At 68.0% G+C, this 26,759-nt stretch carries 28 protein-coding genes and 1 tRNA gene; 8 read left to right on the top strand and 21 right to left on the bottom strand.

From position 1 onward, the window contains the following. Window positions 1-30: 30 nt before the first annotated feature. Window positions 31-121: transfer RNA gene (locus tag VA613_RS05570), tRNA-Ser, on the bottom strand. A gap of 47 nt (window positions 122-168) precedes the next feature. On the opposite strand from VA613_RS05570, the gene grpE reads away from it, so the two are divergent. The 3 genes from grpE (at window position 169) to dnaJ (ending at window position 4,007) form a co-directional block, all read left to right on the top strand. After that, window positions 169-795: a nucleotide exchange factor GrpE gene (gene grpE, locus VA613_RS05565; protein WP_324780868.1), complete on the top strand. Its 627-nt coding sequence runs from the start codon at window positions 169-171 to the stop codon at window positions 793-795. Window positions 796-854: 59 nt separating this feature from the next. Further along, the gene (dnaK, locus tag VA613_RS05560; RefSeq protein ID WP_324780867.1) at window positions 855-2,789 is read left to right on the top strand and encodes a molecular chaperone DnaK; all 1,935 of its coding nucleotides are present in this window, start codon (window positions 855-857) and stop codon (window positions 2,787-2,789) included. A gap of 102 nt (window positions 2,790-2,891) precedes the next feature. Next, window positions 2,892-4,007 carry a molecular chaperone DnaJ gene (dnaJ, locus tag VA613_RS05555; RefSeq protein ID WP_324780866.1) on the top strand — a complete coding sequence of 372 codons (1,116 nt, stop codon included), beginning with the start codon at window positions 2,892-2,894 and terminating at the stop codon, window positions 4,005-4,007. Window positions 4,008-4,027: 20 nt separating this feature from the next. Here the strand turns inward: dnaJ and VA613_RS05550 are convergent, their stop codons facing one another. The 15 genes from VA613_RS05550 to VA613_RS05480 all read right to left on the bottom strand — a co-directional run bounded on the left by VA613_RS05550 (window position 4,028) and on the right by VA613_RS05480 (window position 15,818). Further along, on the bottom strand, window positions 4,028-4,801 hold the full coding sequence (locus VA613_RS05550; RefSeq protein WP_324780865.1) for a TatD family hydrolase: 774 nt from the start codon (window positions 4,799-4,801) through the stop codon (window positions 4,028-4,030). Window positions 4,802-4,828: 27 nt separating this feature from the next. After that, window positions 4,829-5,200 carry a PilZ domain-containing protein gene (locus VA613_RS05545; protein WP_324780864.1) on the bottom strand — a complete coding sequence of 124 codons (372 nt, stop codon included), beginning with the start codon at window positions 5,198-5,200 and terminating at the stop codon, window positions 4,829-4,831. A 12-nt stretch (window positions 5,201-5,212) separates the two neighbouring features. Next, complete coding sequence (holB, locus tag VA613_RS05540) at window positions 5,213-6,196, bottom strand: DNA polymerase III subunit delta' (RefSeq protein WP_324780863.1); 984 nt, start codon at window positions 6,194-6,196, stop codon at window positions 5,213-5,215. Beyond that, window positions 6,193-6,804 carry a dTMP kinase gene (tmk, locus tag VA613_RS05535; protein WP_324780862.1) on the bottom strand — a complete coding sequence of 204 codons (612 nt, stop codon included), beginning with the start codon at window positions 6,802-6,804 and terminating at the stop codon, window positions 6,193-6,195. The genes holB and tmk overlap by 4 nt, the downstream gene beginning before the upstream one ends. Continuing rightward, the gene (mltG, locus tag VA613_RS05530; protein ID WP_324780861.1) at window positions 6,801-7,799 is read right to left on the bottom strand and encodes an endolytic transglycosylase MltG; all 999 of its coding nucleotides are present in this window, start codon (window positions 7,797-7,799) and stop codon (window positions 6,801-6,803) included. Before mltG ends, tmk begins: the two co-directional genes overlap by 4 nt. After that, window positions 7,783-8,592, bottom strand: a complete 810-nt coding sequence (gene pabC / locus VA613_RS05525) for an aminodeoxychorismate lyase (RefSeq protein ID WP_324780860.1) — start codon at window positions 8,590-8,592, stop codon at window positions 7,783-7,785. The genes mltG and pabC overlap by 17 nt, the downstream gene beginning before the upstream one ends. Beyond that, window positions 8,589-9,893 carry an aminodeoxychorismate synthase component I gene (locus VA613_RS05520; RefSeq protein ID WP_324780859.1) on the bottom strand — a complete coding sequence of 435 codons (1,305 nt, stop codon included), beginning with the start codon at window positions 9,891-9,893 and terminating at the stop codon, window positions 8,589-8,591. Before VA613_RS05520 ends, pabC begins: the two co-directional genes overlap by 4 nt. A 47-nt stretch (window positions 9,894-9,940) precedes the next feature. Beyond that, complete coding sequence (gene fabF / locus VA613_RS05515) at window positions 9,941-11,173, bottom strand: beta-ketoacyl-ACP synthase II (RefSeq protein WP_324780858.1); 1,233 nt, start codon at window positions 11,171-11,173, stop codon at window positions 9,941-9,943. 25 nt (window positions 11,174-11,198) lie between these two features. After that, window positions 11,199-11,432, bottom strand: a complete 234-nt coding sequence (gene acpP / locus VA613_RS05510) for an acyl carrier protein (RefSeq protein ID WP_324780857.1) — start codon at window positions 11,430-11,432, stop codon at window positions 11,199-11,201. Window positions 11,433-11,521: 89 nt separating this feature from the next. Next, window positions 11,522-12,262 (bottom strand): 3-oxoacyl-ACP reductase FabG, encoded by a 741-nt coding sequence (fabG, locus tag VA613_RS05505; RefSeq protein ID WP_324780856.1) that lies wholly within the window; start codon window positions 12,260-12,262, stop codon window positions 11,522-11,524. A 10-nt stretch (window positions 12,263-12,272) separates the two neighbouring features. Then, window positions 12,273-13,196 (bottom strand): ACP S-malonyltransferase, encoded by a 924-nt coding sequence (fabD, locus tag VA613_RS05500; protein WP_324780855.1) that lies wholly within the window; start codon window positions 13,194-13,196, stop codon window positions 12,273-12,275. Between the two features lie 16 nt (window positions 13,197-13,212). Continuing rightward, window positions 13,213-14,172 carry a beta-ketoacyl-ACP synthase III gene (locus tag VA613_RS05495; RefSeq protein ID WP_324780854.1) on the bottom strand — a complete coding sequence of 320 codons (960 nt, stop codon included), beginning with the start codon at window positions 14,170-14,172 and terminating at the stop codon, window positions 13,213-13,215. Further along, window positions 14,169-15,188, bottom strand: coding sequence for a phosphate acyltransferase PlsX (gene plsX, locus VA613_RS05490; protein ID WP_324780853.1), 1,020 nt, complete (start codon window positions 15,186-15,188; stop codon window positions 14,169-14,171). Before plsX ends, VA613_RS05495 begins: the two co-directional genes overlap by 4 nt. A 75-nt stretch (window positions 15,189-15,263) precedes the next feature. Next, window positions 15,264-15,443, bottom strand: coding sequence for a 50S ribosomal protein L32 (rpmF, locus tag VA613_RS05485; protein WP_324780852.1), 180 nt, complete (start codon window positions 15,441-15,443; stop codon window positions 15,264-15,266). Window positions 15,444-15,446: 3 nt separating this feature from the next. Beyond that, window positions 15,447-15,818: a YceD family protein gene (locus VA613_RS05480; RefSeq protein ID WP_324780851.1), complete on the bottom strand. Its 372-nt coding sequence runs from the start codon at window positions 15,816-15,818 to the stop codon at window positions 15,447-15,449. Window positions 15,819-16,009: 191 nt separating this feature from the next. On the opposite strand from VA613_RS05480, the gene VA613_RS05475 reads away from it, so the two are divergent. The 4 genes from VA613_RS05475 to VA613_RS05460 are packed head-to-tail and all read left to right on the top strand — an operon-like array spanning window position 16,010 to window position 20,656. Next, a complete protein-coding gene (locus VA613_RS05475) occupies window positions 16,010-17,428 on the top strand; it encodes an acetyl-CoA carboxylase biotin carboxylase subunit (RefSeq protein WP_324780850.1) in 1,419 nt (472 codons plus the stop codon). A gap of 15 nt (window positions 17,429-17,443) precedes the next feature. Then, window positions 17,444-19,291: a sodium-extruding oxaloacetate decarboxylase subunit alpha gene (gene oadA, locus VA613_RS05470; RefSeq protein WP_324780849.1), complete on the top strand. Its 1,848-nt coding sequence runs from the start codon at window positions 17,444-17,446 to the stop codon at window positions 19,289-19,291. After that, window positions 19,288-19,878, top strand: coding sequence for a Maf family nucleotide pyrophosphatase (locus tag VA613_RS05465; RefSeq protein WP_324780848.1), 591 nt, complete (start codon window positions 19,288-19,290; stop codon window positions 19,876-19,878). Before oadA ends, VA613_RS05465 begins: the two co-directional genes overlap by 4 nt. A gap of 55 nt (window positions 19,879-19,933) precedes the next feature. After that, the gene (locus VA613_RS05460; protein WP_324780847.1) at window positions 19,934-20,656 is read left to right on the top strand and encodes an SAM-dependent methyltransferase; all 723 of its coding nucleotides are present in this window, start codon (window positions 19,934-19,936) and stop codon (window positions 20,654-20,656) included. 12 nt (window positions 20,657-20,668) lie between these two features. Here VA613_RS05460 and VA613_RS05455 read toward each other — a convergent pair whose 3' ends face one another. Genes VA613_RS05455 through VA613_RS05435 form a run of 5 tightly spaced genes read right to left on the bottom strand, consistent with a single transcriptional unit; the run spans window position 20,669 to window position 23,744 of the window. After that, a complete protein-coding gene (locus tag VA613_RS05455; RefSeq protein WP_324780846.1) occupies window positions 20,669-20,878 on the bottom strand; it encodes a transcriptional antiterminator, Rof in 210 nt (69 codons plus the stop codon). After that, window positions 20,875-21,813 carry a S49 family peptidase gene (locus VA613_RS05450; RefSeq protein WP_324780845.1) on the bottom strand — a complete coding sequence of 313 codons (939 nt, stop codon included), beginning with the start codon at window positions 21,811-21,813 and terminating at the stop codon, window positions 20,875-20,877. The genes VA613_RS05455 and VA613_RS05450 overlap by 4 nt, the downstream gene beginning before the upstream one ends. After that, window positions 21,810-22,160, bottom strand: coding sequence for a Rieske (2Fe-2S) protein (locus VA613_RS05445; RefSeq protein WP_324780844.1), 351 nt, complete (start codon window positions 22,158-22,160; stop codon window positions 21,810-21,812). The genes VA613_RS05450 and VA613_RS05445 overlap by 4 nt, the downstream gene beginning before the upstream one ends. Continuing rightward, window positions 22,139-22,795, bottom strand: a complete 657-nt coding sequence (locus tag VA613_RS05440; protein ID WP_324780843.1) for an HAD-IA family hydrolase — start codon at window positions 22,793-22,795, stop codon at window positions 22,139-22,141. The genes VA613_RS05445 and VA613_RS05440 overlap by 22 nt, the downstream gene beginning before the upstream one ends. Next, window positions 22,779-23,744 (bottom strand): RluA family pseudouridine synthase, encoded by a 966-nt coding sequence (locus VA613_RS05435; protein WP_324780842.1) that lies wholly within the window; start codon window positions 23,742-23,744, stop codon window positions 22,779-22,781. Before VA613_RS05435 ends, VA613_RS05440 begins: the two co-directional genes overlap by 17 nt. Window positions 23,745-24,138: 394 nt before the next feature. On the opposite strand from VA613_RS05435, the gene VA613_RS05430 reads away from it, so the two are divergent. Then, the gene (locus tag VA613_RS05430) at window positions 24,139-26,718 is read left to right on the top strand and encodes an Rne/Rng family ribonuclease (protein ID WP_324780841.1); all 2,580 of its coding nucleotides are present in this window, start codon (window positions 24,139-24,141) and stop codon (window positions 26,716-26,718) included. Window positions 26,719-26,759 lie beyond the last annotated feature (41 nt).

Genomic DNA, 26,759 nt, shown 5'->3' with positions numbered 1-26,759 from the left:
ATTTAGGCATATTCGGGTGGCCGACGTATGTGGCGGAGAGGGGGGGATTCGAACCCCCGTCAGGGTATTACCCTGAACACGCTTTCCAGGCGTGCGACTTAAACCACTCATCCACCTCTCCGGGAAGCCGCGCATCATACCGGAAGCGCCTGCGCGCGGCAAACCGGAATGCCCCGCGGCGCCCGCGATCCGCCAAGAAAAATTGACTTCGCGCTCTTGAAACCCCGTTTTTCGTCCCCAACTCGCCGCAAGAAACAATCGGGAGCCCCCATGCAGGACGAATTCAACACCGACACCAACACGCCTGAGACCCAATCCGAGAAGGACACCATGCCCAGCCTCGAAGAGATGCTGAAGGCGGCCGAACTGCAGGCGGCCGAGCATCACGACGCCTGGCTGCGCGCCAAGGCGGAAACCGAGAACATGCGCCGCCGTGCGGCGGAAGACGTGGACAAGGCGCGCAAGTTCGCGGTGGAAGGCTTCGCCGGCGAGCTCCTGGCAGTGAAGGACAGTCTCGAGGCCGCGCTGGCCGATGCGTCGCCGAGCGTCGAGACGCTGAAAGGCGGCGTCGAACTGACGCTCAAGCAGCTCGCGGCGGCCTTCGGCAAGTTCAACCTCGCCGACATCGACCCCCTGGGCGAGAAATTCGACCCGCATCTGCACCAGGCGATCCAGATGGTCGATTCGGATCAGCCGGCCAATACGGTCGTCACCGTGCTGCAGAAGGGCTACCGCCTGCACGACCGCACCCTGCGCCCGGCACTGGTGATGGTTTCCAAGGGTCAGAGCGCTTGAAATAGCACGCCCCTCCCCCACATTCGAATCAATTCAAACTTTTTCAGAAGGAAGACATCATGGGACGCATCATTGGCATCGACCTCGGCACCACCAACTCCTGCGTGGCGGTGATGGAAAGCGGCACGCCGAAGGTCATCGAGAACGCCGAAGGCGCGCGCACCACGCCGTCGATCGTCGCCTATGCCGAGGACGGCGAGATCCTGGTCGGCGCGCCGGCCAAGCGCCAGGCGGTCACCAACCCGAAGAACACGCTGTTCGCGGTCAAGCGCCTGATCGGCCGCCGCTTCGAAGAGAAGGAAGTGCAGAAGGACATCGGCCTGATGCCCTACAGGATCGTCAAGGCCGACAACGGCGACGCCTGGGTCGAGGTGCGCGACAAGAAAATGGCGCCGCCGCAGGTTTCCGCCGAAGTGCTGCGCAAGATGAAGAAGGCCGCCGAGGACTACCTGGGTGAAGAGGTCACCGAGGCCGTCATCACCGTGCCCGCCTACTTCAACGACAGCCAGCGCCAGGCGACCAAGGACGCCGGCCGCGTCGCCGGCCTCGAGGTCAAGCGCATCATCAACGAGCCGACCGCGGCCGCGCTCGCCTTCGGCATGGACAAGAAGGAAGGCGACCGCAAGATTGCCGTGTACGACCTCGGCGGCGGCACCTTCGACATCTCCATCATCGAGATCGCCGAGCTCGACGGCGAGCACCAGTTCGAGGTGCTCTCCACCAACGGCGACACCTTCCTCGGCGGCGAGGACTTCGACCAGCGCCTGATCGACTACATCGCCGAAGAGTTCAAGAAGGAACAGGGCGTCGACCTGAAGAAGGACGTGCTCGCGCTGCAGCGCCTGAAGGAAGCGGCCGAAAAGGCCAAGATCGAGCTGTCCTCCGGCCAGCAGACCGAGGTCAACCTGCCCTACATCACGGCCGACGCCTCCGGGCCCAAGCACCTCGCGGTGAAGATCACCCGTGCCAAGTTCGAGGCCCTGGTCGAGGACCTGATCACGCGCACCATCGAGCCGTGCAAGATCGCGATCAAGGACGCCGGCCTGACGACCTCGCAGATCGACGACGTCATCCTGGTCGGTGGCCAGACCCGCATGCCCAAGGTGATGGACGCGGTCAAGGATTTCTTCGGCAAGGAGCCGCGCCGTGACGTCAACCCGGACGAGGCCGTCGCCGTCGGCGCGGCGATCCAGGGCGGCGTGCTGCAGGGCGAGGTGAAGGATGTCCTGCTGCTCGACGTGACGCCCCTCTCCCTGGGCATCGAGACCCTGGGCGGCGTGATGACCAAGCTGATCCCGAAGAACACCACGATCCCGACCAAGGCGAGCCAGGTGTTCTCGACCGCCGATGACAACCAGAGCGCGGTGACCGTGCACGTGCTGCAGGGCGAGCGCGAAATGGCGTCGGGCAACAAGAGCCTCGGCCAGTTCAACCTGTCCGACATCCCGCCCGCGCCGCGCGGCATGCCGCAGATCGAGGTCACCTTCGACATCGACGCCAACGGCATCCTGCACGTGTCGGCCAAGGACAAGGCGACCGGCAAGGAGAACAAGATCCGCATCCAGGCGAGCTCCGGCCTCTCCGAGGAAGAGATCCAGCGCATGGTCAAGGACGCCGAGGCCAACGCCGCCGAGGACCACAAGGCCTTCGAGCTGGCGACCGCGCGCAACGCCGCCGATGCGATGATCCACTCGGTGAAGAAGTCGCTCGCCGACTACGGGGACAAGGTCTCGGCCGACGAAAAGACCGCGATCGAGGCCGCGCTGAAGGAATGCGAAGACGCCGTGCGCGAAGGCGACAAGGACACGATCGAGGCCAAGACCAACGCGCTCGCCACCGCCAGCCACAAGCTCGCCGAGCACATGTACCAGGCCGAGCAGGCCAAGGCGCAGCCGGGCGCGGCGGCGGGCGCCGGTGCCGGTGCCGGTAGCGGCGGCGCCGCGGGCGACGACAACGTGGTCGACGCGGAATTCGAAGAGGTGAAGGACAAGTAAGCGCGTAAACGGTGGGCGGCAAGCGGTGGGCGGTGAAAGTCGCTCACCGCTTGCCGCTTTTCCGCTTCCCTCCCTACCGCTCACTGCTCACCGCTCACCACCATGTCAAAACGCGATTACTACGAAGTCCTCGGCGTCGCCAAGAACGCCTCGGACGAAGAAATCAAGAAGGCCTACCGCAAGCTGGCCATGAAGTTCCACCCCGACCGCAACCCGGACGACAAGGACGCTGAGGAGAAATTCAAGGAAGCCAAGCAGGCCTACGAAATCCTGTCCGACTCGGACAAGCGCGCCGCGTATGACCAGTTCGGCCACGCCGGGGTCGATCCGCAGGCCGGCATGGGCGGGGGCGGATTCGGCGGCGGCGGTTTTTCCGACGCGTTTTCGGACATCTTCGGCGACATCTTCGGCGGCGGCGGCAGCCGGCGCGACCGCGTCTACCGGGGCGCCGACCTGCGCTACAACCTGGAAGTCGGGCTGGAAGAGGCCGCGCGCGGCACCGAGACCAAGATCCGCATCCCCACGCTGGAAGAGTGCGGCACCTGCCACGGCAGCGGTGCCAAGCCCGGCACCACGCCGACGACCTGCACGACCTGCGGCGGCCACGGCCAGGTGCGCATCCAGCAGGGCTTCTTCTCGGTGCAGCAGACCTGCCCGCGCTGCGGCGGCACCGGCAAGCAGGTGACCGACCCCTGCCCCGCCTGCCACGGCGAAGGCCGCGTCAAGAAGCACAAGACGCTGTCGGTGAAGATTCCCGCCGGGGTCGACAGCGGCGACCGCATCCGCCTCGCCGGCGAGGGCGAAGCCGGCGTCAACGGCGGGCCGCCGGGCGACCTCTACGTGGTGATCCACCTCAAGGAACACCCGGTGTTCAAGCGCGACGGCGATGACCTGCATTGCGAGATGCCGATCAGCTTCGCCACCGCCGCGCTGGGCGGCGAAGTCGAGATCCCCACGCTGGACGGCCATGCCAAGATCAAGATCCCGGCCGAAACCCAGACGGGCAAGGTGTTCCGGCTGCGCGGCAAGGGCATCAAGGGCGTGCGCAGCCACGCACCGGGCGACCTCATGTGCCACATGCTGGTGGAGACGCCGGTGAACCTGTCCGAGCGTCAGCGTGAACTGCTGCGCGAATTCGAGTCGCTGAGCCCGGGGCGCAACAACAATCCGCGCGCCCAGTCTTTCATGGACAAAGTGAAGGCCTTCTTCAGCCAGTAAGCGCGGGGCGCGCCGCGGCTTCAGTGCGGGCGGGCGGCGGCGAACAGGCGGAAGAAATTCTCGCTGGTGGCCTCGCCCACGGCTTCGACGGGAATGCCGCGCACCCGTGCGATCTCCTCCGCGACATGCTTCACGAAGCCCGGCTGGTTCGTCTGGCCGCGATGCGGCACGGGCGCCAGATACGGCGCGTCGGTCTCGATCAGCACGCGATCGAGCGGGATCGCCGCCGCCACCTCGCGCAGCGCCGCCGCATTCTTGAAGGTCACGATGCCGGAGAAGGATATGTAGAAGCCGAGATCGATCGCGGCCTCGGCCACCGCCAGGCTCTCGGTGAAGCAATGCATCACCCCGCCCGCCTCGCCCGCGTTCTCCTCGCGCATGATGCGCAGCGTGTCGTCCGCCGCCGAGCGGGTATGGATCACCAGCGGCTTCCTGCTGATTTTCGCCGCGCGGATGTGGGTGCGGAAGCGCTCGCGCTGCCATTCGAGGTCGCCGGTAAGACGAAAATAATCCAGCCCGGTCTCGCCGATCGCCACCACCTTCGGGTGGTCGGCCAGCGCAACCAGTTGGTCGACCGTCGGCTCGGTGCAGTCCTCATGATCCGGATGGACGCCTACCGACGCGTAGATGTTCGGGTAGGCCTCGGCGAGGGCGCGGATTTCGGGGAATTTCTCCAGTTCGACGCCGATGCACAGCGCGTGGCTGACCTGGTTGGCCGCCATGAGGCCGAACACCTCGGGCAGCTTGCCGGCGAGGTCGGGGAAATTGATGTGGCAGTGGGAGTCGATGAACATGCGGCGGCCGTGCACCGCATGGCGGTGCTACATGGTGTGGGTAGGACGCACGGATTTTAGCGAACCGCCGAGCAATCCTTCAATCTTGTTGTGCGCCGCCTTGCCGCTTTCGTTGTGGGCGAACTGCACGCCGACCCCCTGGGTGCGGCTGCCGTGGGCGCCGGCCGGCGTCACCCACACCACCTTGCCGGAAACCGGCAGCTTGGCGGGGTCGTCCATCAGCGTCAGCAGCATGAAGACCTCCTCGCCCATCTTGTACTGCTTGTTCGTCGGGATGAAGAGGCCGCCCCCCTTGATGAAGGGCATGTAGGCCGCGAACAGCGCGGACTTCTCCTTGATCGACAGCGACAGCACGCCGGGGCGGACCTGGCCTGCGGTATCGTTGACTGCTGCATTCATGGTCGTTTTCTCTCAATCAAACACGTGCCGGTACTGCACCAGCCAGGCCTGCAGCTGCAGCGCCCGGTTGAGCGGATGCGCCAGCGTCCGCCCCTCGTTTGCCTGCGCCCTTGCCAGGGCGAGCAGCCTGCCGAGGTCGGCCTGCCTGCCGAGCGGCCCCAGCACCTCGGCGAAATCGCGGTTGAACTGCACAGGGCCGCGCAGCTTCACGGCCAGCAGGTCGCCCAGCCACTTGTACGCCACCGCATGCCAGGTCTGCGGGGCGATCGCCTTCCAGCGCTCGCCCAGCGTCACCGGATCGAGCCGCCCCGGCTGCGCCAATCCCTCCAGCACGCCCCGGCGCTCCTCCAGCGCATCGCCTTCGGCCCAGCGCTGCGCCTCGAGCGGCGAACCACCGGACAGCGCCAGCAGGTTCTGCGCATCGCCCACGCCCTGCCCGGCCAGCCATTGCACCGCCTGGTCGAAGGGCGGCAGGCCGATGTCGAGCCGCGTGCAGCGGCTGCGGATCGTGGGCAACAGGCGCCGCGGCTGGTCCGAGACCAGCACGAACACCGTATTTAACGGCGGTTCCTCAAGCACCTTTAACAGCGCATTGGCCGCCGCCAGGTTGAGGGCGTCCGCCGGGTCGATCAGCACGACCCGGAAGCCTGCGCGGTAGGTCGACAGCTGCACGAAATCGACCGCCTCGCGCGCCTGCTCGACCTCGATCGCCGTCGCCATGCGGGTTTCCCCGTCCTTGGCGGCTTTCTCCTCGAGCGTCAGCAGGCGGAAATCCGGGTGCGCCGCCGTCTCGAACCAGTGGCAGGCGGGACACGCTCCGCAGGCTGCGCCGTCGGGCTGCGGGGCCTCGCACAGCAGTGCCTGCGCCCAGGCGCGGGCCAGCGCGCCCTTCCCCACGCCGCGCGGCCCCGCCAGCAGGAGCGCCTGAGCGGGCCGTGCCCGGGTCGCCAGCAGGCGCTGCCAGGGCACGTCGAGCCACGGATAGGGGACGCTCACGCGAGTTCCCCGAGCAGGCCGGCGATTTCCGCCTGCAGTTCGGCGATGCTGCGCCGCGCGTCCAGCACGCGGATGCGCGCCGGCTCGGCGCGCGCCCGCTCGAGGTAGGCGTTGCGCACGCGCGAAAAGAAGCTGTCGGCCTCGCGCTCGAAGCGGTCGGCGGAGCGGGCGGCCGAGCGGCGCGCCTCCGCCACCTCGGGCGGGACGTCGAACAAGAGCGTCAGATCGGGGCCGAAGCCGCGCTGCACCCAGGCTTCCAGCGCCGCGATGCGCCCGGCCCCAATGCCGCGCCCGCCACACTGGTAGGCGTAGCTCGCGTCGGTGAAGCGGTCGGACACCACCCACGCACCACGCGCCAGCGCCGGCAGGATGAGCCCGGCCAGATGTTCCTGGCGCGCGGCGAACATCAGCAGCAGCTCGGTGTCGGGGGCCATGTGCTGGTGCAGCAGCAGCTCGCGCAGCGTTTCGCCGAGCGGCGTGCCGCCGGGTTCGCGCGTGACCACGACTTCGCGGCCCCGTGCACGCAGCCAGTCCGCGACGAATCCCAGATGGGTGCTCTTGCCGGCGCCGTCGACGCCTTCGAGGGTGATGAATTTGCCGGGGCTCATCGATGTTCCCGTTGATAGCGGTTCACCGCGCGATTGTGCGCCTCCAGCGTGCTGGAGAATACATGCGTGCCGTCGCCGCGCGCGACGAAATAGAGGGCGTCCGTCTGCGCCGGATGCAGCGCCGCCTCGATCGCGGCCTCGCCAGGCATCGCGATCGGCGTCGGCGGAAGCCCGGCGCGGGTATAGGTGTTGTAGGGCGTGTCGCGCTGCAGGTCCGGCTTGCGCAGGTTGCCGTCGAAGCGGTCGCCCAGGCCGTAGATGACGGTCGGATCGGTCTGCAGGCGCATGCCGAGCCGGAGGCGGTTGAGAAACACGCCGGCAATCAGCGGCCGCTCGGCGCCCTGCCCGGTTTCCTTTTCGACGATGGACGCCATGATCAAGGCCTCGTATGGCGTCCTGTAGGGCAGGCCCGGCGCCCGGGTCTCCCAGGCCGCGAGCAGCTTCTCGTGCTGGCGGCGGTAGGCGCGGCGCAGCACCGTGAGATCGGACGCCTGCGGCGCATAGAAATAGGTGTCGGGAAACAGCAGGCCCTCGATGTGCGCTTCCGGCGCCCCGATCGCCTGGAGGATTTCCGCCTCGCTCATGCCGGCGCTGTCGTTCTTCAGCATCGGCTGTTCGGCCAGCGCGGTCTGCACCTCGCGCCAGTTCCAGCCCTCGATGAACTGCATGATCGCCTGCGAGACCTCGCCGCGCTCGATCTTGCCGTAGAGCGCCAGGGGCGTGAGCGGACGGTCGAGGACGTAGACGCCCACCTTGAGCGTGCCGGCCTTGCCCAGCAGGCGTCCGAGCAGCCAGAACACCTGCGCGTTGCCGACCACGCCCTCGCGTTCGAGCAGCGTGCTGAGGCTGCGCAGGTTCGTACCCGGCACCACGTTGATCGTCTTCGGCAGGGGCTCGATCGGCAAGGGCTCGTTGCCATACCAGGCCAGCGCGCCGGCGGCGATCAGCACGGCCAGGGCACCAAGCCCGAGCCACCGTTTAATCCTGGTCTTCATGGAGCGCTTCATTCAGTAGAGTCGTCCAGCCCGCCGCCGCCCAGGTCGCGTCGCCGAGGCGGGCGACCCGGCGCACGCCGATGAGGCTGTTGCAGACCATGACTTCATCGGCAGCGAGTATAGCGTCCGGATGCCAGCGGCCGATACGCGCCGGAATCCCGTGCCGCGCGGCGGCGCGCAGGAGGCGCGCCCGCGCCACCCCCGCCACGCCGCACGCGTCGAGCTCCGGCGTGAACAAGGCGCCATCCTTGATCCAGGCCACATTGCTCATGGTGCCGCCGATCACGGCGCCGCCTTCGTCGCACAGCAGGCCCTCGAATATGGCCGGATCGTCCCATTCGGCGCGCGCCAGCACGTTCTCCAGGCGGTTCAGGTGCTTGATCCCGGCAAGCCGCGGCTGCCGCGCCAGGCGCAGACTGCACCAGCGGACGACGATCGCGTCGCCCGCGTCGGCCCGCGCATGGGCCGGCAGCGGCGCCGCCAGGACGATGCGGGTTGTCGCCTGTCCGGCAGGCGGCGCGTAGCCGCGTGCGCCGACGCCGCGGGTCACGATGAGCTTGACCATCCCCTCCCCGGCCTCGGCCACCCGCGCGACCTCGGCGCGCAGCAAGTCCGCGTCCGGGCAGGCCAGCTGCAAGGCCGCGCAGTCGGCTGCCAGCTTGGCCGCCTGATCGGCCCACCACAGTGGCTGCCCGTCGCGCGTGCGCAGGGTCCGAAACACGCCGTCGCCATAGGCCAGGCCGCGATCGAGCGCGCTGATGGCCTGCGCCGCTTCGCCGTTGACGAGGATCATGCGGGCTCCAGCGCGCGCAGCAGGCCGCGTGCCTTGGCGCGGGTTTCGTCGAGCTCGCGCGCCGCGTCCGAATCGGCGACGATGCCGGCTCCCGCGCGGAAGCTGAGCCGGCGCCCGCGCAGCAGGAAACTGCGGATCAGGATGTTGAAATCGAAGCTGCCGTCGCGGTTGATGTAGCCGATGCTGCCGGTGTAGCTGCGCCGCGGCGTGCGCTCGAGTTCGCGGATGATCTGCATCGTGCGCACCTTCGGACAGCCGGTGATGGTGCCGCCGGGGAACACGGCACGCAGCGCGTCGAAGACCGTGCTGTCCGCGCGCAGGCGGCCGCATACCGTCGATTCGATGTGGTGCACATGGCGGTAGCTGGCGATTTCCATGAGGGCCGCCACCTGCACGCTGCCGGGTTCGCACACCCGGCCGAGGTCGTTGCGCTCGAGGTCGACGAGCATCACGTGCTCGGCGCGCTCCTTGGGGTGCGCCTCGAGGCGCGCGCGCAAGGCGGCATCCTCGGCTGGATCTTCGCTTCTGGGGTGGGTGCCAGCAATCGGGCGTGTTTCGATCACGCCGTCACGGCCGAGCCGCACGAGGCGTTCCGGGGACGAGCTGACGATGGCCCAGTCGTCCATCTGCAGCAGCGCGGAGAACGGTGCCGGATTCTTGCGCAGCAGCTGCGCCAGCAGCGCCGCCGGCGCGACGTCGGACGGAAATTCGGCCTCCCAGCCACGCGACAGGTTGACCTGGAAGACGTCGCCCGCACGGATGTAGTCCTGGATGCGCGCGACGCCCGCGAGGAACGCGGCAGGGTCGTCCTCGCGCAGCGACACGGGTGCCGGCGGGGCCGCCACCGCGGCGGGCAGCCGGGTCAGGTCGTCCGCCATGGCGTCGACGAGCCCCGCCTCGTCCGGCTCGGCGACCAGCAGGCAGCGTCCGGACGCGCGTTCGACGAGGATCGCAGCGGGGATGCGCACCAGCCAGGCGAGCGGAAAATCGGGATCGGCTGCCATGCCGACGCTCGGCTCGAACACGCCGCCCAGTTCGTAGGCGAAGGCACAGAGCCAGCCGCCGGCAAACGGCGGTTCGCCGTCCGAGGGCGGCACGCGGCATGGGCGCAGGCCCATCGCGGGATGCGCCTTCATGGCCTCCAGCCCGTCCGCGGCACCGACGCGCGTAAGGTCCCGGGGAAACGCGAACAGGATGTCCCAGCCGCTGTCGCCGCTGCTGACAAAGAGGCCGGGATAGCGCCGTGGATCGCTTGCCTGCAGCCGGAGCAGATCAGGCCGCTGCGGCCATGCCCGGATCACCGGGCGGCCGTTCGGGCAGGTTGCGCTGGGGCCTTCCCCCACGGCATTCAGACGCGCTTGATGACCAGCGACCCGTTGGTGCCGCCAAAACCGAAGTTGTTCTTGAGCGCGAAATCGATCTTCATGTCGCGCGCGGTGTTGGCGCAATAATCGAGATCGCATTCCGGATCTTGCGAGAAGATGTTGATGGTCGGCGGCGAAAGCTGATGATGCACTGCGAGCACGGTGAAGACCGATTCCACCCCGCCGGCGCCACCGAGCAGGTGGCCGGTCATCGACTTGGTCGAATTGACGACCGTCTTGTAGGCCGCGTCGCCGAGCGCGAGCTTGATCGCGTCGGTTTCGTTCTTGTCGCCCAATGGGGTCGAGGTGCCGTGCGCATTGATGTAGTGGATCTGGTCCGGATTGACGCCGGCATCGCGCATCGCGTTCTGCATCGAGCGCCTGGGACCGTCGGTGCTCGGCGCCGTCATGTGGTAGGCGTCGCCGCTCATGCCGAAACCCGATATCTCGGCGTAGATCCTTGCGCCGCGCGCCTTGGCGTGCTCGTACTCCTCGAGCACCAGGACGCCCGCGCCTTCGCCCAGCACGAAGCCGTCGCGGTCCTTGTCCCAGGGCCGGCTGGCGGTGGCCGGATCGTCGTTGCGGGTCGACAGCGCGCGCGCGGCGGCGAAGCCGCCCACGCCCAGCGGCGAGGTCGCGCACTCGGCACCGCCGGCGACCATCACGTCGGCATCGCCGTGCTCGATCAGGCGCGCCGACAGGCCCACCGCATGCAGGCCGGTGGTGCAGGCGGTGACGACGCCGAGGTTGGGCCCCTTCATCCCGTACAGGATCGAAAGGTTGCCCGAAATCATGTTGATGATGGAACCCGGGATGAAGAACGGGGAAATCTTCCGCGGGCCGGATTCCATCAGCATGGAATGGGTCTCCTCGATCAGCGGCAGCCCGCCGATTCCGGAGCCGATGTTCACGCCGATGCGCTCGGCGTTGGCTTCGGTGACTTCCAGCCCGGAATCGCGGATCGCCTGGATGCCGGCGGCCATGCCGTACTGGATGAAGATATCCATGCGGCGCGCTTCCTTCGGGTTGAGGTACTGCTCAACGTCGAAGTTCTTCACCTCGCCCGCCATGTGGGAGGCGAAGGGGGAAGGATCGAAGCGGGTGATGCGGGCGATCCCAGTGCGGCCGGAGACCAGGTTATCCCAGGCTTCCGGGATGGTGTTGCCGACCGGGGAGATGATCCCCAGGCCGGTGACGACAACGCGACGCTTGGACAAAAGTCAGTCCTTCTTACTGTTGGGGTCAGGCCGAGTGGCTGTTGACGTAGTCAATCGCCTGCTGGACGGTGGTGATCTTCTCGGCGTCCTCGTCGGGGATCTCGCAGCCGAATTCCTCTTCCAGCGCCATCACCAGTTCAACGGTGTCGAGCGAGTCAGCGCCCAGGTCGCCGACGAAGGAGGACTCGTTCTTGATGTCCGCTTCATTCACGCCCAATTGCTCGGCGACGACTTTGATTACACGCTGTACGTTATCCATTACTGCTCCTCTCTAGAAAAAAGGCTTCAATTTGCCTGAAGCCCGGATAAATCAAAAACCCGGCGATTTTACCAAACTTTGCGGGGCGGTCACGCCATGTACATGCCGCCGTTGACATGCAGCGTGGTGCCCGAAATGTAGCCCGCCGCGGGCGACGCCAGGAACGCGACCGCGGCAGCGATGTCTTCCGCGGCACCCAGTCGTCCGAGCGGGATATGGCCGAGCAAAGCAGCGCGTTGCGCCTCCGGCAGCGCGCGCGTCATGTCGGTGTCGATGAAGCCGGGCGCCACGCAATTGACCGTGATGTTGCGGCTGCCGACCTCGCGCGCGAGCGACTTGGTGAAGCCCATGATGCCGGCCTTGGCCGCGCTGTAGTTGGTCTGCCCGGCGTTGCCCATGGCGCCGACCACCGAGGCGATCGAGATGATGCGGCCGCTGCGCGCCTTCATCATTGCGCGCAGCACCGCGCGCGACAGCCGGAACACCGAGGTCAGGTTGGTCGCCATGATCTCGTCCCATTCCTCGTCCTTCATCCGCATCAGCAGGTTGTCGCGCGTGATGCCGGCGTTGTTGACCAGGACGCCGATGGCGCCGAAATCCTTCTCGATCGCCGCGATCACGGCGTCGACCTCGGCGGCGTTGCAGACGTCGAGTTTCATGCCTGCGCCCTTGACGCCGGCGGCCGCCAGATACGCGCCGATCGCCTGCGCGCCCTTGTCGCTGGTGGCGGTGCCGACCACGGTGGCGCCGGCGCGGCCGAGCGCCAGCGCGATGGCCTGGCCGATGCCGCGGCTGGCGCCGGTCACCAGAGCGATTTGTCCTTGCAGCATGCTTGTCTCCTTATGGGTTGAGCGCAGCGCCGAGGCTGGCTTCGTCGACCAGCGCCACGGCGGGGAGGCTGTCGTCGATACGCTTGTTGAGCCCCGCGAGCACCTTGCCGGGGCCGCACTCGACCACGCGTTCCACGCCGGCAGCCTTCAGCGCGTGCACGGTCTCGACCCAGCGCACCGGGGTATGCAGTTGCTTGGCCAATGCGATGCGAATGGCTTCGGGCTCCGGGTGGGTCCTGACGTCGGTGTTGTGCAGGACCGGAATCGCCGGCGCCGTGATCGCCACGCCCTGCAGGTGGGCGAGCAGTTGCTCGGCCGCAGGCTGCATCAGCGACGAGTGCGACGGCACCGAAACCGGCAGCGGCAATGCGCGCTTGGCGCCCTTTTCCTTGGCCAGCGCCATGGCGCGCTCGACGGCCGCCTTGTTGCCGGCGATCACCACCTGGCCCGGCGAGTTGAGGTTCACCGCCTCGACCACCTCGCCGGCGGCCGCCTCGCTGCACACGGCGCGCACGGCATCGTCGTCGAGGCCGAGGATCGCCGCCATCGCGCCGACGCCCTCGGGCACCGCCGCCTGCATCGCCTCGGCGCGGAAGCGCACCAGGCGGATCGCGTCGGCGAAATCCAGCGCGCCCGCCGCCACCAGCGCGGCATACTCGCCGAGGCTGTGGCCGGCCAGCAGCGCCGGCGTCGCCCCGCCCGCCGCCCGCCACACGCGCCACGCGGCGATGTCGGCGGCAAGCATCGCCGGCTGGGTGTTGATGGTCTGGTTGAGCAGATCGGCGGGGCCGTCGCTGACGAGCGCCCACAGGTCCTGACCGAGCGCGTCGGACGCTTCGTTGAACGTCTTGCGCACTTCGGTGCGCCCGCCCCAGCCGGCCATCATGCCGACCGATTGCGAACCCTGTCCGGGGAAAACGAATGCGAGTTTCATGCGGGTGTCTTCGGAGTCAATATTTGAGGAGCGCGGAACCCCACGTGAAGCCGCCGCCGAAGGCCTCCATCAGCACGGTCTGGCCGCGCTGGATGCGGCCGTCGCGCACGGCGACGTCGAACGCCAGCGGCACCGAGGCAGCCGACGTGTTGCCATGCGCGGCGACGGTGGTCACGACGTTGTCCATGCTCATGCCGAGCTTCTTGGCGGTCGCCGCGATGATGCGGATATTGGCCTGGTGCGGCACCAGCCAGTCGATGTCGGACTTCGCCAGGCCGTTGGCCTCGAGCGTCTCGTCGACGATGCGGTCGAGCGTGTTGACCGCCATCTTGAACACGGCGTTGCCCTCCATGCGCATGTAGGCCGGCTCGTGCAGGCCGGTGGACGCGCCGGTCGTGGTGCGCAGCAACTCCTTGTGGCGGCCGTCGGCGTGGAGGTGGGTGGCGAGGATGCCCGGTTCGGAGGAGGCGCCCAGCACCACGGCCCCGGCGCCGTCGCCCCACAGGATGCAGTTGCTGCGATCGTTCCAGTCGGTGATGCGCGACAGCGTCTCGGCGCCGATCACCAGCGCGCGCTTCGCCGTGCCGCTCCTGATGAACTGGTCCGCGACCGAAAGCGCATAGACGAATCCGCTGCACACGGCCTGCAGGTCGAAGGCCGGCTTGCCGTTGGTCATTCCAAGCTTGGACTGCACGATGCAGGCGGTGCTGGGGAACACCAGGTCGGGCGTGGTGGTGGCGACCAGCAGCAGGTCGATGTCGTCGACCGCAACGCCGGCGGCGTCGAGCGCGGCGCGCGCCGCCTGGGTGGCAAGGTCGCTGGTGAGCTCGCCTTCGGCGGCCATGTGGCGCTCACGGATGCCGGTGCGCTCGACGATCCACTGGTCGGTCGTCTCGACGAGCTTTTCGAGATCGGCATTGGTGAGGGTGCGCGCCGGCAGGTAGCTGCCGGTGCCGAGAATGCGGGAATAGGTCAAGCGGCCACCCGTTGCAGGAGTTGGATCTGATCGGTGATGCGTTTCAGCACGTTGTTGCGGACTTCGTCGCTGGCCGTGTCGATGGCATGCTCGAAGGCGAAGCGGTCGGCCGAGCCGTGGCTCTTCACGACCACGCCCTTCAGGCCCAGCAGCGTGGCGCCGTTGTAGCGGCGCGGATCCATCCGGCGCTTGAAGGCATTCAGCACCGGCAGCGCGACGAGGCCGGCGATGCGGGTCAGCCAGTTGCGCTTGAACTCGGCGCGCAGGGTCGTGGAAATCATCTTGGCCAGGCCTTCGGACGCCTTCAGCGTGACGTTGCCGACGAAGCCGTCGCAGACCACCACGTCGGTCGTGCCCTTGAAGATGTCGTTGCCTTCGACGTTGCCGTAGAAATTCAGATGGCTGTCGCGCAGCAATTCGGCCGCCTTCTTCACCATCTCGTTGCCCTTGATGTCTTCCTCGCCGATGTTGAGCAGGCCGACGCTGGGGTTCGGCTTGTGCTCCACCGCCGACACCAGCATCGCGCCCATGATGCCGAACTGCAGCAGGTGCTCCGCGCTGCAGTCGACGTTGGCACCCATGTCGAGCACCAGCGCGTGGCCGCTGATCGTCGGCATCACCGCCGCGATCGCGGGCCGGTCGATGCCGGGCAGCGTCTTCAGGACGAAGCGGGCGGTCGCCATCAGCGCGCCGGTGTTGCCCGCCGACACGCAGGCGTCGGCCTCGCCGGACTTGACGAGGTCGATCGCGACCCGCATCGACGAATCCTTCTTGTTGCGCAGCGCGAGCGCCGGTGGCTCGTCCATCGCCACCACCTGGCTGGCGTGACGGACGATCAGGCGCGGCCCGACCTTGGTATGGCGCGCCTTGAGCTCGGCTTCGATGACGTCCTGCGCCCCGACCAGAATCACGTTGAGGTCGGGATTGCGCGCAAGACAGCGGACCGCCGCCGGAACCGTGACATGGGGACCGTGATCGCCCCCCATGACATCAATGGCGACTGTGATGTTTCTCATGCAGCCGAAAATCGTTGGCTGGATCGGTCGCGCCGGGCAGCGGCGATCGCCGCTGCGTCCCGGCGCGCAAGCAGATTATTCGCCCTTGGCCTTGACGACCTTGCGGCCGCGATAGAAGCCGCTGGGGCTGATGTGGTGGCGCAGGTGCGTCTCGCCGGTGGTCGGCTCGACGGCCAGCGGCGGGTTGGTCAGGAAATCGTGCGAGCGATGCATGCCGCGCTTGGACGGGGACTTCTTGTTCTGCTGGACTGCCATTTCTTACTCCTTAAAAATTGGGGCCCCGCCAGCGGGGCATTCACCTTCTGCGTGCATGGCCGCCAGCGGCAGGCTCAACAGCACTTCATCTTCAACCAGGTCGACGAGGTCGATCTTCTCGCCGACCAGGATCGCATCGCCGTCGGGCAACGCATCGAGCCGCTCCAGTTCGGTCTCGTTGCGCGCCAGATGCACCGTGCGCCCGATTTCCACCGCATGCCGCAACGGGCCCAGACAACGCTGGCAGGTCAGCTCGACCTCGCCTTGTACCATCAACTGCAGCGCGATGCCGCCCCGCTGATCCGTCCGCCCGGAGACTCGACAGAACAGCGCGCCTTGCGTAAATTCGTGGGCGAGCCGCGGGAACTCGGACACGTCGGACCGGACTTCCCACGACTGCGAATCCCTGCAGAAACGCCGTGGATCGACTTCAACAGGCTGGAGCACGGCGCCCCCGACTAACAACACGCTGGGACCGCATGCACAGGCTCGACATGACGCACCCGGTTAAACATTAGCCCGCAATGATATGATTTCGCGTTACTTTTGTCAAAGAAGCGGTGACCATGCTTAAGAAGATCCTGGTCGCCAACCGGGGCGAGATCGCCGTCCGCATCGTGCGCGCCTGCGCCGAGCTGGGCATCAAGTCGGTCGCCATCTACACCGACGCCGACCGCCACGCGCTCCACGTCAAGAAGGCCGACGAGGCCTACCATATCGGCAAGGACCCGATCCTCGGCTACCTGAACGCGCACACGCTGGTCAACCTGGCCGCGGCCTCCGGCTGCGACGCGCTGCATCCCGGCTACGGTTTCCTGTCCGAGAACCCCGACCTCGCCACCATCTGTGCGCGCCGCGGCATCCGCTTCATCGGCCCCTCGCCCGAGGTGATCCGCCGCATGGGCGACAAGATCCAGGCGCGCAACGCGATGATCGCCGCCGGCATCCCGGTGGTGCCGGGGTCCGACCACAATCTGGAAAGCGTCGAGGAGGCGCGCGCCCTGGCCGGCCAGATCGGCTACCCGGTGATGCTGAAAGCCACCAACGGCGGCGGCGGCCGCGGCATCCGCCGCTGCGACAGCGAGGACGAGCTGCTGAAGAACTATGACCGCGTCGTGTCCGAGGCGAGCAAGGCCTTCGGCAAGCCCGAGGTCTTCGTCGAGAAGTGCGTGGTCAATCCCAAGCACATCGAGGTGCAGGTCCTCGGCGACACCCAGGGCAACATCATCCACCTGTTCGAGCGCGACTGCTCGATCCAGCGGCGCAACCAGAAGCTGATCGAGATCGCGCCCAGCCCGCAGCTGACCGAGGCGCAGCGCCAGTACATCGGCAAGCTGGCGGTGCGCGCGGCGAAGGCGGTCGGCTACGTCAACGCCGGCACGGTGGAGTTCCTGCTCGACCAGGACAACCAGTTCTATTTCATGGAGATGAACACGCGCCTGCAGGTCGAGCATCCGATCACCGAGACCATCACCGGCGTCGACATCGTGCAGGAACAGATCCGCGTGGCCTCCGGCATGCCGCTGCAATACAAGCAGGAAGACATCAAGCACCGCGGCTACGCGATCGAGTTCCGCATCAACGCCGAGGACCCGAAGAACGAGTTCCTGCCCAGCCTCGGCCGCATCACGCGCTACTACTCGCCCGGCGGCCCCGGCGTGCGGGTCGACGCCGCGATCTATACGGACTACGTGATTCCGCCCTACTTCGACTCGATGTGCGCGAAGCTCACGGTCTGGAACCTCGGCTGGGAATCGGCCGTCGAGCGCGGCCGCCGCGCGCTGGCCGACATGCTGGTGTATGGCGTCAAGACGACGATCCCGTACTACCAGGAAATCCTGAAGAATCCCGAATTCCGCAGCGGACGCTTCAACACGGGCTTTGTCGACGCGCATCCGGAACTCACCCGGTACACCGAAAAGAAACCCAAGGAAGTGGTGGCCGCCGCCATCGCCGCCGCCCTCGCCGCCCACCAGGGGCTGTAAACAAGGCCAGCCAACATGACCCAAGTATTCGTCACCGACCTCGTCCTGCGCGACGGCCACCAGTCGCTCATCGCCACCCGCATGCGCACCGAAGACATGCTGCCGATCTGCGGCAAGCTCGACCAGGTCGGCTTCTGGTCGCTCGAGGCCTGGGGCGGCGCCACCTTCGATGCCTGCGTGCGCTTCCTGCGCGAGGACCCGTGGGAGCGTCTGCGCAAGCTGCGCCGCGCGCTGCCCAACACCCGCATCCAGATGCTGCTGCGCGGCCAGAACCTGCTCGGCTATCGCAACTACTCGGACGACGTCGTGCGTGCCTTCGTGCGGAAATCGGCCGACAACGGCGTCGACGTGTTCCGCATCTTCGACGCGATGAACGACGTGCGCAATCTGCGCGTCTCGATCGAGGCGGTCAAGGCCGCCGGCAAGCACGCCGAGGGCGCGATCTGCTACACGACGAGCCCGGTGCACGACATTCCCCATTTCGTCGCGCTCGCGAAGGGCATGACCGAGATGGGCTGCGACACCATCGCGATCAAGGACATGGCGGGGCTGTTGACCCCCTACACGGCCTACGACCTGGTATGCGCGATCCGCGAGGCGACCCACCTGCCGATCCACACGCACAGCCACGCCACCTCGGGGCTCGCGCACATGACCCACCTGAAGGCGGTGGAAGCCGGCGCGACCATCATCGACACCTGCGTCGGCGCGTTTTCCGAAGGCGCGAGCCATCCGACGACGCAGAGCCTCGTTGCGGCGCTGGCCGGCACCGCCTACGACACCGGCCTGTCGCTGCCGCTGATCGAGGAGATCTCCGCCTACTTCAAGGAGGTGCGCAAGAAATACTGGCAGTTCGAGTCCGCCTTCACCGGCACCGACACCCGCGTGCTGATCAACCAGGTGCCGGGCGGCATGATCTCCAACCTCGCGAACCAGCTCAAGGAGCAGGGCGCGCTCGACAGGATGGACGCCGTCCTCGACGAAATTCCCCGCGTGCGCGAGGACCTCGGCTACCCGCCGCTGGTCACGCCGACCTCGCAGATCGTCGGCACCCAGGCCGTGCTCAACGTGCTCACCGGCGCGCGCTACAAGTCGGTCACCAACGAGGTGAAGCTGTACCTGCAGGGCCGCTACGGCCGGGCGCCGGGCCACGTCAACGAGGAAGTGCGCAAGCTCGCGGTCGGCGACCTCGAGGTGACCACCTGCCGCCCCGCCGACCTCCTGTCCGACGAGCTCGACAAGCTGCGCGGCGAAATCGAGAGCCTGGCGCGCTCCGACGAGGATGTCCTGACCTATGCCATGTTCCCCGACGTCGCCAAGACCTGGCTGCAGGAACGGGCCGCCGGCAGCCTCAAGCCCGAGCCGCTGCTGCCGCAGGGCGCGGCGCAGCAGGAGGCCGCCCCGCGCTACGCCGCCGACGAATTCAGGATCACGTTGCACGGCGAGACGTATCACATCAAGCTTTCCGGCAGCGGCCGCTCCGACGCCGCCCAGCGTCCCTATTTCGTGTCGGTCGACGGCGTCTCGGAAGAAGTGCTGGTCGAGCCGCTCAACGAAGTCGCGATCACGGCGGGCGGCGACAGCGCGCCGCGCAAAGCCGCGGCAGCGCCCGCGGCAGCCGGCCAGAAGCCGCGCCCCACGCATCCCGGCCACGTGACCGCGGCGATGCCCGGCACCGTCGTCGACGTGCTGGTCAGCGTCGGCCAGCGCGTCAAGGCGGGCGACGGCGTGCTGGTCATCGAGGCGATGAAGATGGAGAGCGAGGTGCAGGCGCCGATCGCCGGCGTCGTCATCAACATCTTCGCCAAGAAGGGCGACGCCGTGACGCCGGACATGGCGCTGGTCGAGATCCAGCCGGAATGAAACTGGTTCTGGCTTCCACCTCGCGCTACCGGCGCGAGCTGCTGGCGCGCCTGCACCTGCCGTTCGAGGTGCTCGCCCCCGCCGTCGACGAAACCCCGCTGCCCGGCGAATCGCCTTCCGCCACCGCGCTGCGCCTGTCGGTCCTGAAGGCGCAGGCGGCCGCCGCCACCTGCCCCGACGCGCTCATCATCGGCTCCGACCAGGTCCTGATGCTCGGCGACGCGCAGCTCGGCAAGCCCGGCAATTTCGACAATGCCTTCGCCCAGCTGAAGAAGATGCAGGGCCGCGAGATGGTGTTCCATACCGCGCTGACCCTGCTGAACAGCCGCACCGGCCAGGCTCAGACGCGCGACGTGCCGACGGCGGTGCACATCCGACCGCTGACCGACGCGCAGATCGAGGCCTACCTCAGGAAGGAACAGCCCTACGACTGCGCCGGCTCGGCCAAGAGCGAATCGCTCGGCATCGCGCTCATGGCGCGCATGGAAAGCACCGACCCCACGGCGCTGATCGGCCTGCCGCTGATGGCGCTGACCGACATGCTGATGCACGAGGGCGTCGACGTCCTCACCTGGCAGGCGGCGTGAAGGCTTCGCCTCCCCTCTCCCCAACCCTCTCCCGCTTGCGGGAGAGGGAGCAAACGTGAGGCCCAAACCGATTGACGTGGCGACGCTCTACCTGATCCCGGTGCCGCTCGGGCCGGTCAGCCCCGACGCCTGCCTGCCGCCCGACACCCTCGCCGTCGCGCGCCGGCTGCAGCATTTCGTCGTCGAGCGCGCCAAGACCGCGCGCGCCCATCTCAAGGCGATGGGCCACCCGCTCCCGCTGCAGTCGCTGCATCTGGAGGAACTCAACGAGCACACACCCGCCGACGACGTCGCCGCGCTGCTGGCCCCGCTCAAGGCGGGCCACGACGTCGGGCTGCTGTCGGAGGCCGGCTGCCCCGCGGTGGCCGACCCCGGCGCGGCGCTCGTGCTGGCGGCACACCGCGCGGACATTCCGGTGGTGCCGCTCGTCGGCCCGTCGGCCATCCTGCTGGCGCTGATGGCCTCGGGGCTCGGCGGCCAGCGCTTCGCGTTCCACGGCTACCTGCCGGCGAAGGAACCCGAACGCAGCCAGAGGATCCGCGAGCTGGAGAAGGCCGCGCGCCGCGATCGCGCCACCCAGCTCTTCATCGAAACGCCCTATCGCAGCGCGGCCCTGCTCGACGCCCTCGCCGCCACGCTGGCGCCGGACACGCTCGTCAGCGTCGGCGCCGACCTCAGCCTGCCCAGCCAGCTGATCCGCACCCGCAGCGCGAGCGCCTGGCGCGGCCAGGGCGCGACGGTCAAGGACCGATTGGTGGTGTTCGGGATCGCCGCTTAGCGGCCGGGAGATTCAGAAGCGGAGGCGGTCGAGGCGGAGCGTGACGGTTTCACCCGATTCGGTTTGCGCCTGCAGCCATTCGGCCCCGTCGCGGGTATACACATCGAGCGGCAACAGCCGCTGCGCCACGCCGTCGACCTCGAGATCCAGCCACTGCTTCGTCAGCGCGGCGAATTCGAGGCGCTCGTGCTGGACGCAGGGAATCGGCCGGTAGTCGCTCACCGCAGGCTGAAGCCGGCCTTCTCCAGCGGCGACAGCGCGGCCGCCATCGACGCACCCAGGCGGCCCGCGAGCCGCTCGGCGAGGCCTTCGTGCTGGGTGAAGTCGACGACGTCCTCGGCCTTGATGACATCGCGCGCCACCGACTCGACGGTGCCGAATCCGTCGGCGAGCCCGAGCTGGATGCTCTTTTCGCCGCTCCACACCAGGCCGCTGAACATGTCGGGCACCTCCTTCAGGCGCGCGCCGCGGCCCTCCTTCACCACGCCGATGAACTGCTGGTGGATCTCCTCGAGCATCTCTTTTGCATAGGCCTCCTGCTGCGGATCGAGGGGCGAGAAAGGATCGAGGAAGCCCTTGTTCTTGCCCGCGGTCAGCAGGCGGCGCTCGACGCCGAGCTTCTGCATGGTCTGGGTGAAGCCGAAGCCGTCCATCAGCACGCCGATCGACCCGACGATGCTGGCCTTGTCGACGAAGATCCTGTCCGCCGCGGACGCGACGTAATAGCCGCCGGAGGCGCAGATGTCGTCCACCACGACATACAGCGGGATGCCCGGGTGCAGCTTGCGCAGGCGCTTGATCTCGTCGTGGATCTGGCCGGCCTGCACCGGACTGCCGCCGGGGCTGTTGATCCGCAGGATGACTCCCTTGGTCTTCTTGTCGTCGAAGGCGCTCTGCAGGCTGGCGATGATCGAGTCGGCGCTGGCCTTGTCGGACGCGATCTCGCCCTGCAGGTCGACGAGCGCGGTGTGCGCCTTGATCGACACGCCGTCGGAGCGGAACCAGCCGGCGGCGAGGAACAGCAGGATGAACAGGTAGAGGAAGCCCAGCGTCTTGAACAGGATGCTCCAGTGGCGGCTGCGGCGCTGCTCCTGGATTGCGGCCAGCGCCAGTTTCTCCAGGACTTCACGTTCCCAATTCGGGGTGGGTTCACTCATTGGTCTTCCATCAGATAGACATGGCCATCGCGCTCGACGACCGGAACGGGGATCAGGCCGCGCCCCGCGCAGCGTCCGCCGACGCATTGCCCGCTCGCCGGATGGTACAGCGCGCCATGGGTTGCGCAGATCAAGTATAGCCGCGAGTCATCGAAGAACGCGCCTTCCTGCCAGTCGAGCTCGACCGGGACGTGGCCGCACTGGTTGAGGAAGGCGCGCGGCTGTCCCTCGAAGCGCACGACGAAGGCAGGGATCGCCTTGCCGAAGCGTTCCACTTCGAAGCGCACGCCGCGCCCCTGCTCGACGAGCTCGCCGGCGGCGCAGATCAGGCGTTCGCGGCAAGCCATGCATGCACCCCCGCGAAGCTGTCCAGCAGCGCCAGCGGCGCGTGCGGCTGCAGGTCGTCGACCTCGTGCGCGCCGTAGGTGACGCCCAGGCTCGCGACGCCCGCGTTGGACGCCATCAGGAGATCGTGGCTGGTGTCGCCGATCACCAGCGTACGCGCCGGATCGGCGTCGAGCTCGTCGATCAGCTCCAGCACCATCGCCGGATGCGGCTTGGAATGCGTCTGGTCGGCGCAGCGGGTGGCGGCGAACCAGTCGCCGAGGCCGCTCGCTTCGAGCGCACGCTCGAGGCCGACGCGGCTCTTGCCCGTCGCCACCGCAAGGGTGAAGCCGCTTGCATGAAGGTCGCGAACGCCGCTCGCGACGCCGGCGAACAGCGGAATGTCGGCGTCGCGCCCGAGGTAATGGTGGCGGTAGCGTTCGACGAGCCGCGGGTAGGCGTCGGTGGGCAGGTCCGGCAGCAGGGTCTGCAGCGCCTGCACGAGGCCGAGGCCGATGATCTGGCGCGACGCGCGCTCGCCCGGCGCGGGCAGGCCGATATCCTCGCAGGCGCGCTGGATCGAGTCGACGATGATGCCGGCGGAGTCCATCAGGGTGCCGTCCCAGTCGAAGATCAGCAGGTCATATTGCTTGGGCATTCAATGTTTCCAGAAAAGCGGCCAGGTCGGCCGGAAGCGGCGCCTCGATCGTCAGGCGTTCGCCGGTGATCGGGTGGTCGAAGACGAGTTTCGCGGCATGCAGGAACATGCGCTTCAGGCCCTGCTTCATCAGCCGCCGGTTGAGTTCGAAATCGCCGTACTTGTCGTCCCCGGCGATGGGGAAGCCCAGATGCGAGGTATGCACGCGTATCTGATGGGTGCGGCCGGTCTTCAGTTCCGCTTCCAGCAGGCTGAAGTCGGCGAACTGCTGCAGGCGGCGGAAGATCGTGTGGGCGGCCTGCCCCTCGTCGCGCACCGTGACGCGCTTCTCGCCCTCGTCCGTGACGCGCTTGTGCAGCGGCAGCTTGACGTGCTGGACCGGGTTCGGCCAGCGCCCCGCCACCAGGGTCAGGTAGCGCTTCTCGATCCTGCCCTCGCGCATCGCCGCGTGCAGGCCGGTGAGCGCGCGCCGCTTGAGCGCGACCAGCAGCACCCCCGAGGTCTCGCGGTCGAGCCGGTGCACCAGCTCCAGGTAGCGGCATTCGGGCAGTTCCAGCCGCAGCTGCTCGATCACCCCGCGCGAGACGCCGCTGCCGCCGTGGACGGCCATCCCGGACGGCTTGTCGAGCGCGATCAGCGCCTCGTCGCGGTAGAGGACGTGCGGCAGCAGGCGGTTGACCGAGGGCGGCAGCTTCGGCGCCGCCGGCTGGGCGGGCGCGGCCATGCGCACCGGCGGGATGCGCACCTCGTCGCCGAGCTTCAGCCGGTAGCTGACCTCGACCCGGCCGCCGTTGACCCGCACCTCGCCGCCACGCACCAGCTTGTAGATCCGGCTCTTCGGCACCCCCTTCAGGCGCGCCATCAGAAAGTTGTCGAGCCGTTGGCTGTCCGCGCCGTCGTCGATCTTCAGCCGCCTGACCGAATCTTTCTCTAAGTCCTTCATTTTCATATACACTACTGCCGGATCAGGTGGCAAAGCGCCTGATCGATTGGATACCATGCCGGTTAAAACGCTCACCGGCCGCCGCCTGCCCGGCCCGTCTGGATTCCTGCCGCTCTGCCCCTCATCGGGCCGGAGCGGACAGTCGAACCACCCGCCCCGCCAGTCGGCAAAGCAGCGATGTTATCAACGACGCGACAAACAGCATACGAAGATGCACGTTCACGCCCGGGCCCGGCCCGCGGCGGGAACCGGAAAGAGCGCCCCGGCCTGGCCGGCGAAGCTCTCCAGGAACAGGACACTTGATCCATGCCCATTCACCCGACTCAACCCGTGATCGCATGAGCCGCTGACACAAGGCGGCAGTCTGGCCTGTCCCGTATGCACGCGCGCGGGAGAAATAATGAAGCGCATGCTTTTCAACGCAACCCAGGCGGAAGAACTCCGGGTTGCCATCGTCGACGGGCAGAAGCTCGTCGACCTTGACATCGAGTCCGCCAGCAAGGAACAACGCAAGGGCAACATCTACAAGGGTGTCGTCACCCGCGTCGAGCCCAGCCTCGAGGCCGCGTTCGTCGACTACGGCTGCGAGCGCCACGGCTTCCTGCCGTTCAAGGAAATCTCGCGCGCCTGCCTGCCCAACGGCGGCCGCGTCCCGGAAAACCTCAAGGAAGGCCAGGAACTCCTGGTCCAGGTGGAAAAGGACGAGCGCGGCAACAAGGGCGCGGCGCTCACCACCTACGTCTCGCTCGCCGGCCGCTACGTCGTGCTGATGCCGACCAACCCGCGCGGCGGCGGCGTATCGCGCCGCATCGAGGGCGAGGAGCGCAACGAACTGCGCGACACCCTGGCGCAGCTCGACATCCCCGAAGGCATGAGCCTGATCGCCCGCACCGCCGGCATCGGCCGCTCGGCCGAGGAGTTCCAGTGGGACCTCAACTACCTGCTGAGCCTGTGGAAGGCGATCGACGGCGCCGCGCAGTCGATGTCCGGCTCCTTCCTCATCTACCAGGAAGGCAGCCTGGTGATCCGCGCGATCCGCGACTACTTCTCGGCCGACATCGGCGAGATCCTGATCGACACCGAGGACATCTACGAGCAGGCGCAGCAGTTCATGGCGCACGTGATGCCGACCAACGTCAACAAGGTCAAGCTCTACCGCGACGACGTGCCGCTGTTCTCGCGCTTCCAGATCGAGCACCAGATCGAGTCGGCGTTCTCGCGCCAGGTCAACCTGCCCTCGGGCGGCGCGATCGTCATCGACCACACCGAGGCGCTGGTCTCGGTCGACGTCAACTCGGCGCGCGCCACCAAGGGCAGCGACGTCGAGCAGACCGCATTCAACACCAACCTCGAGGCGGCCGACGAGATTGCCCGCCAGATGCGCCTGCGCGACCTCGGCGGCCTCATCGTGATCGACTTCATCGACATGGAGAACCCCAAGCATCAGCGCGAGGTCGAGAACCGCCTGCGCGATGCCCTGCATCACGACCGCGCCCGCGTGCAGACCGGCAAGATCTCGCGCTTCGGCCTGCTGGAAATGTCGCGCCAGCGCCTGCAGCCCTCGCTCGGCGAGACCAGCTACAACCCCTGCCCGCGCTGCCACGGCACCGGCCACATCCGCGGCACCGAATCCTCCGCGCTGCACATCCTGCGCATCCTGCAGGAAGAGGCGATGAAGGAGAACACCGGCGCGGTGCACGTGCAGCTGCCGGTCGACGTCGCGACCTTCCTGCTGAACGAGAAGCGCGTCGACATCCACGCCGTCGAATCGCGGCTCAAGGTCAACGTGGTGCTGATCCCCAACATCCACATGGAGACACCGCACTACACGATCACCCGTTTGCGCCACGACGAGTTGAACGTGCGCGAAGCGGCCGAGCCGAGCTACAAGATGGTCGCGGTTCCGGAGACCGAGGCCGTCTACCAGACCGCCGCAGCCGCCGCGCCGGCCCGCCAGGAAGCCGCCGTCAAGTCGATTGCGCCGCCGCAGCCGATTCCGGCGCCGCGCCCCGCCGTACCCGCCGAACCCCAGGTCCTGCCGCAGGTCCAGCCTCAGGGCGGGCTGTTCGAGCGCATCTTCGGCTGGTTCCGGAAGCGCGGCGAGGAAGCGCCCGCCGCCGAGGCGGCGCCGGCTCCCGAACCGGTCGCGATCATCACCCGCACCGAACGTCCGGCCGAACGGCGCGAGCGCAAGCCCGGCCAGCGCCGCGGCCGCGGCGAGGGCCGTGAAGGCCGCGGCGGCGAAGCGCGTCCGCAGGAAGGCCGTCCGGCCGAAGCGCGCGAGGCGCGCGCCGAGCAGCCCAAGGCACCGCGCCCGCCGAGGCAGCCCAAGCCGCCGCGTCCCGAGGCCGAGGCCGCACCCCGCGTCGCCGAAGCACCCGAAACGCCGCGCGAGCCGGCCGCCGAGGAGAAGCGCGAAGGTCGCAATCGTCGCGGACGCGGACGCCGCGGTCGCGGCGAGGGCCGCCCGGAAGCGGCCGCCCCGCACACGATCATCGAAATCGCCGGCTATCGCGCGATCGTCGAAGTCGCGCATCCCCCGAAGGCCAAGCCGGTCGCGGTCGAGCCCGCGGCGGCGGAAGCGGCCGCGCCGGCGCAGCAGGCGCTTGCGCTGGAAGCCGCTCCGCCGGCGGCATCCGTTCCCGCCGCGGTGACCGCGTCGCCTGCCGAGGTGCTGGCCGACCTCGCCGCCGGCGCCGCCGACCTGCAGCAGGTCGAAACGCAGGCGGCCCCGGCCGTCGCAGCGGAGGGCGGCGAGCGGTCCTCCCGCCCGCGCCGGCGCCGCCGTCCTGCGGCCAAAGCCGAGGCCGAACCGGTCGGCCTGATGCAGGTGGAAACGACGGCACCGGCGGCCGCGCCCGCCGCCGAGACCCCCGCCGCCGCGCCCCACCCCACCCGCCGGCGGCCGCGCCCGCAGCTCGCCGAGGTGCAGGAACCGCTGGTGCAGGTCGAAACCCGGTCGAATCCGCCGTCGAATTGACGATCTCGCCACCCAACGACAAGGGCCGCTCGAAGCGGCCC

Origin of the sequence: Thiobacillus sp. SCUT-2 (assembly GCF_035621355.1) — a bacterium.
GTDB classification, from domain to species: domain Bacteria; phylum Pseudomonadota; class Gammaproteobacteria; order Burkholderiales; family Thiobacillaceae; genus Thiobacillus; species Thiobacillus sedimenti.
The sequence above is the reverse complement of the archived record's forward strand: the minus strand, read 5'-3'. Positions and strand labels throughout refer to the sequence as shown.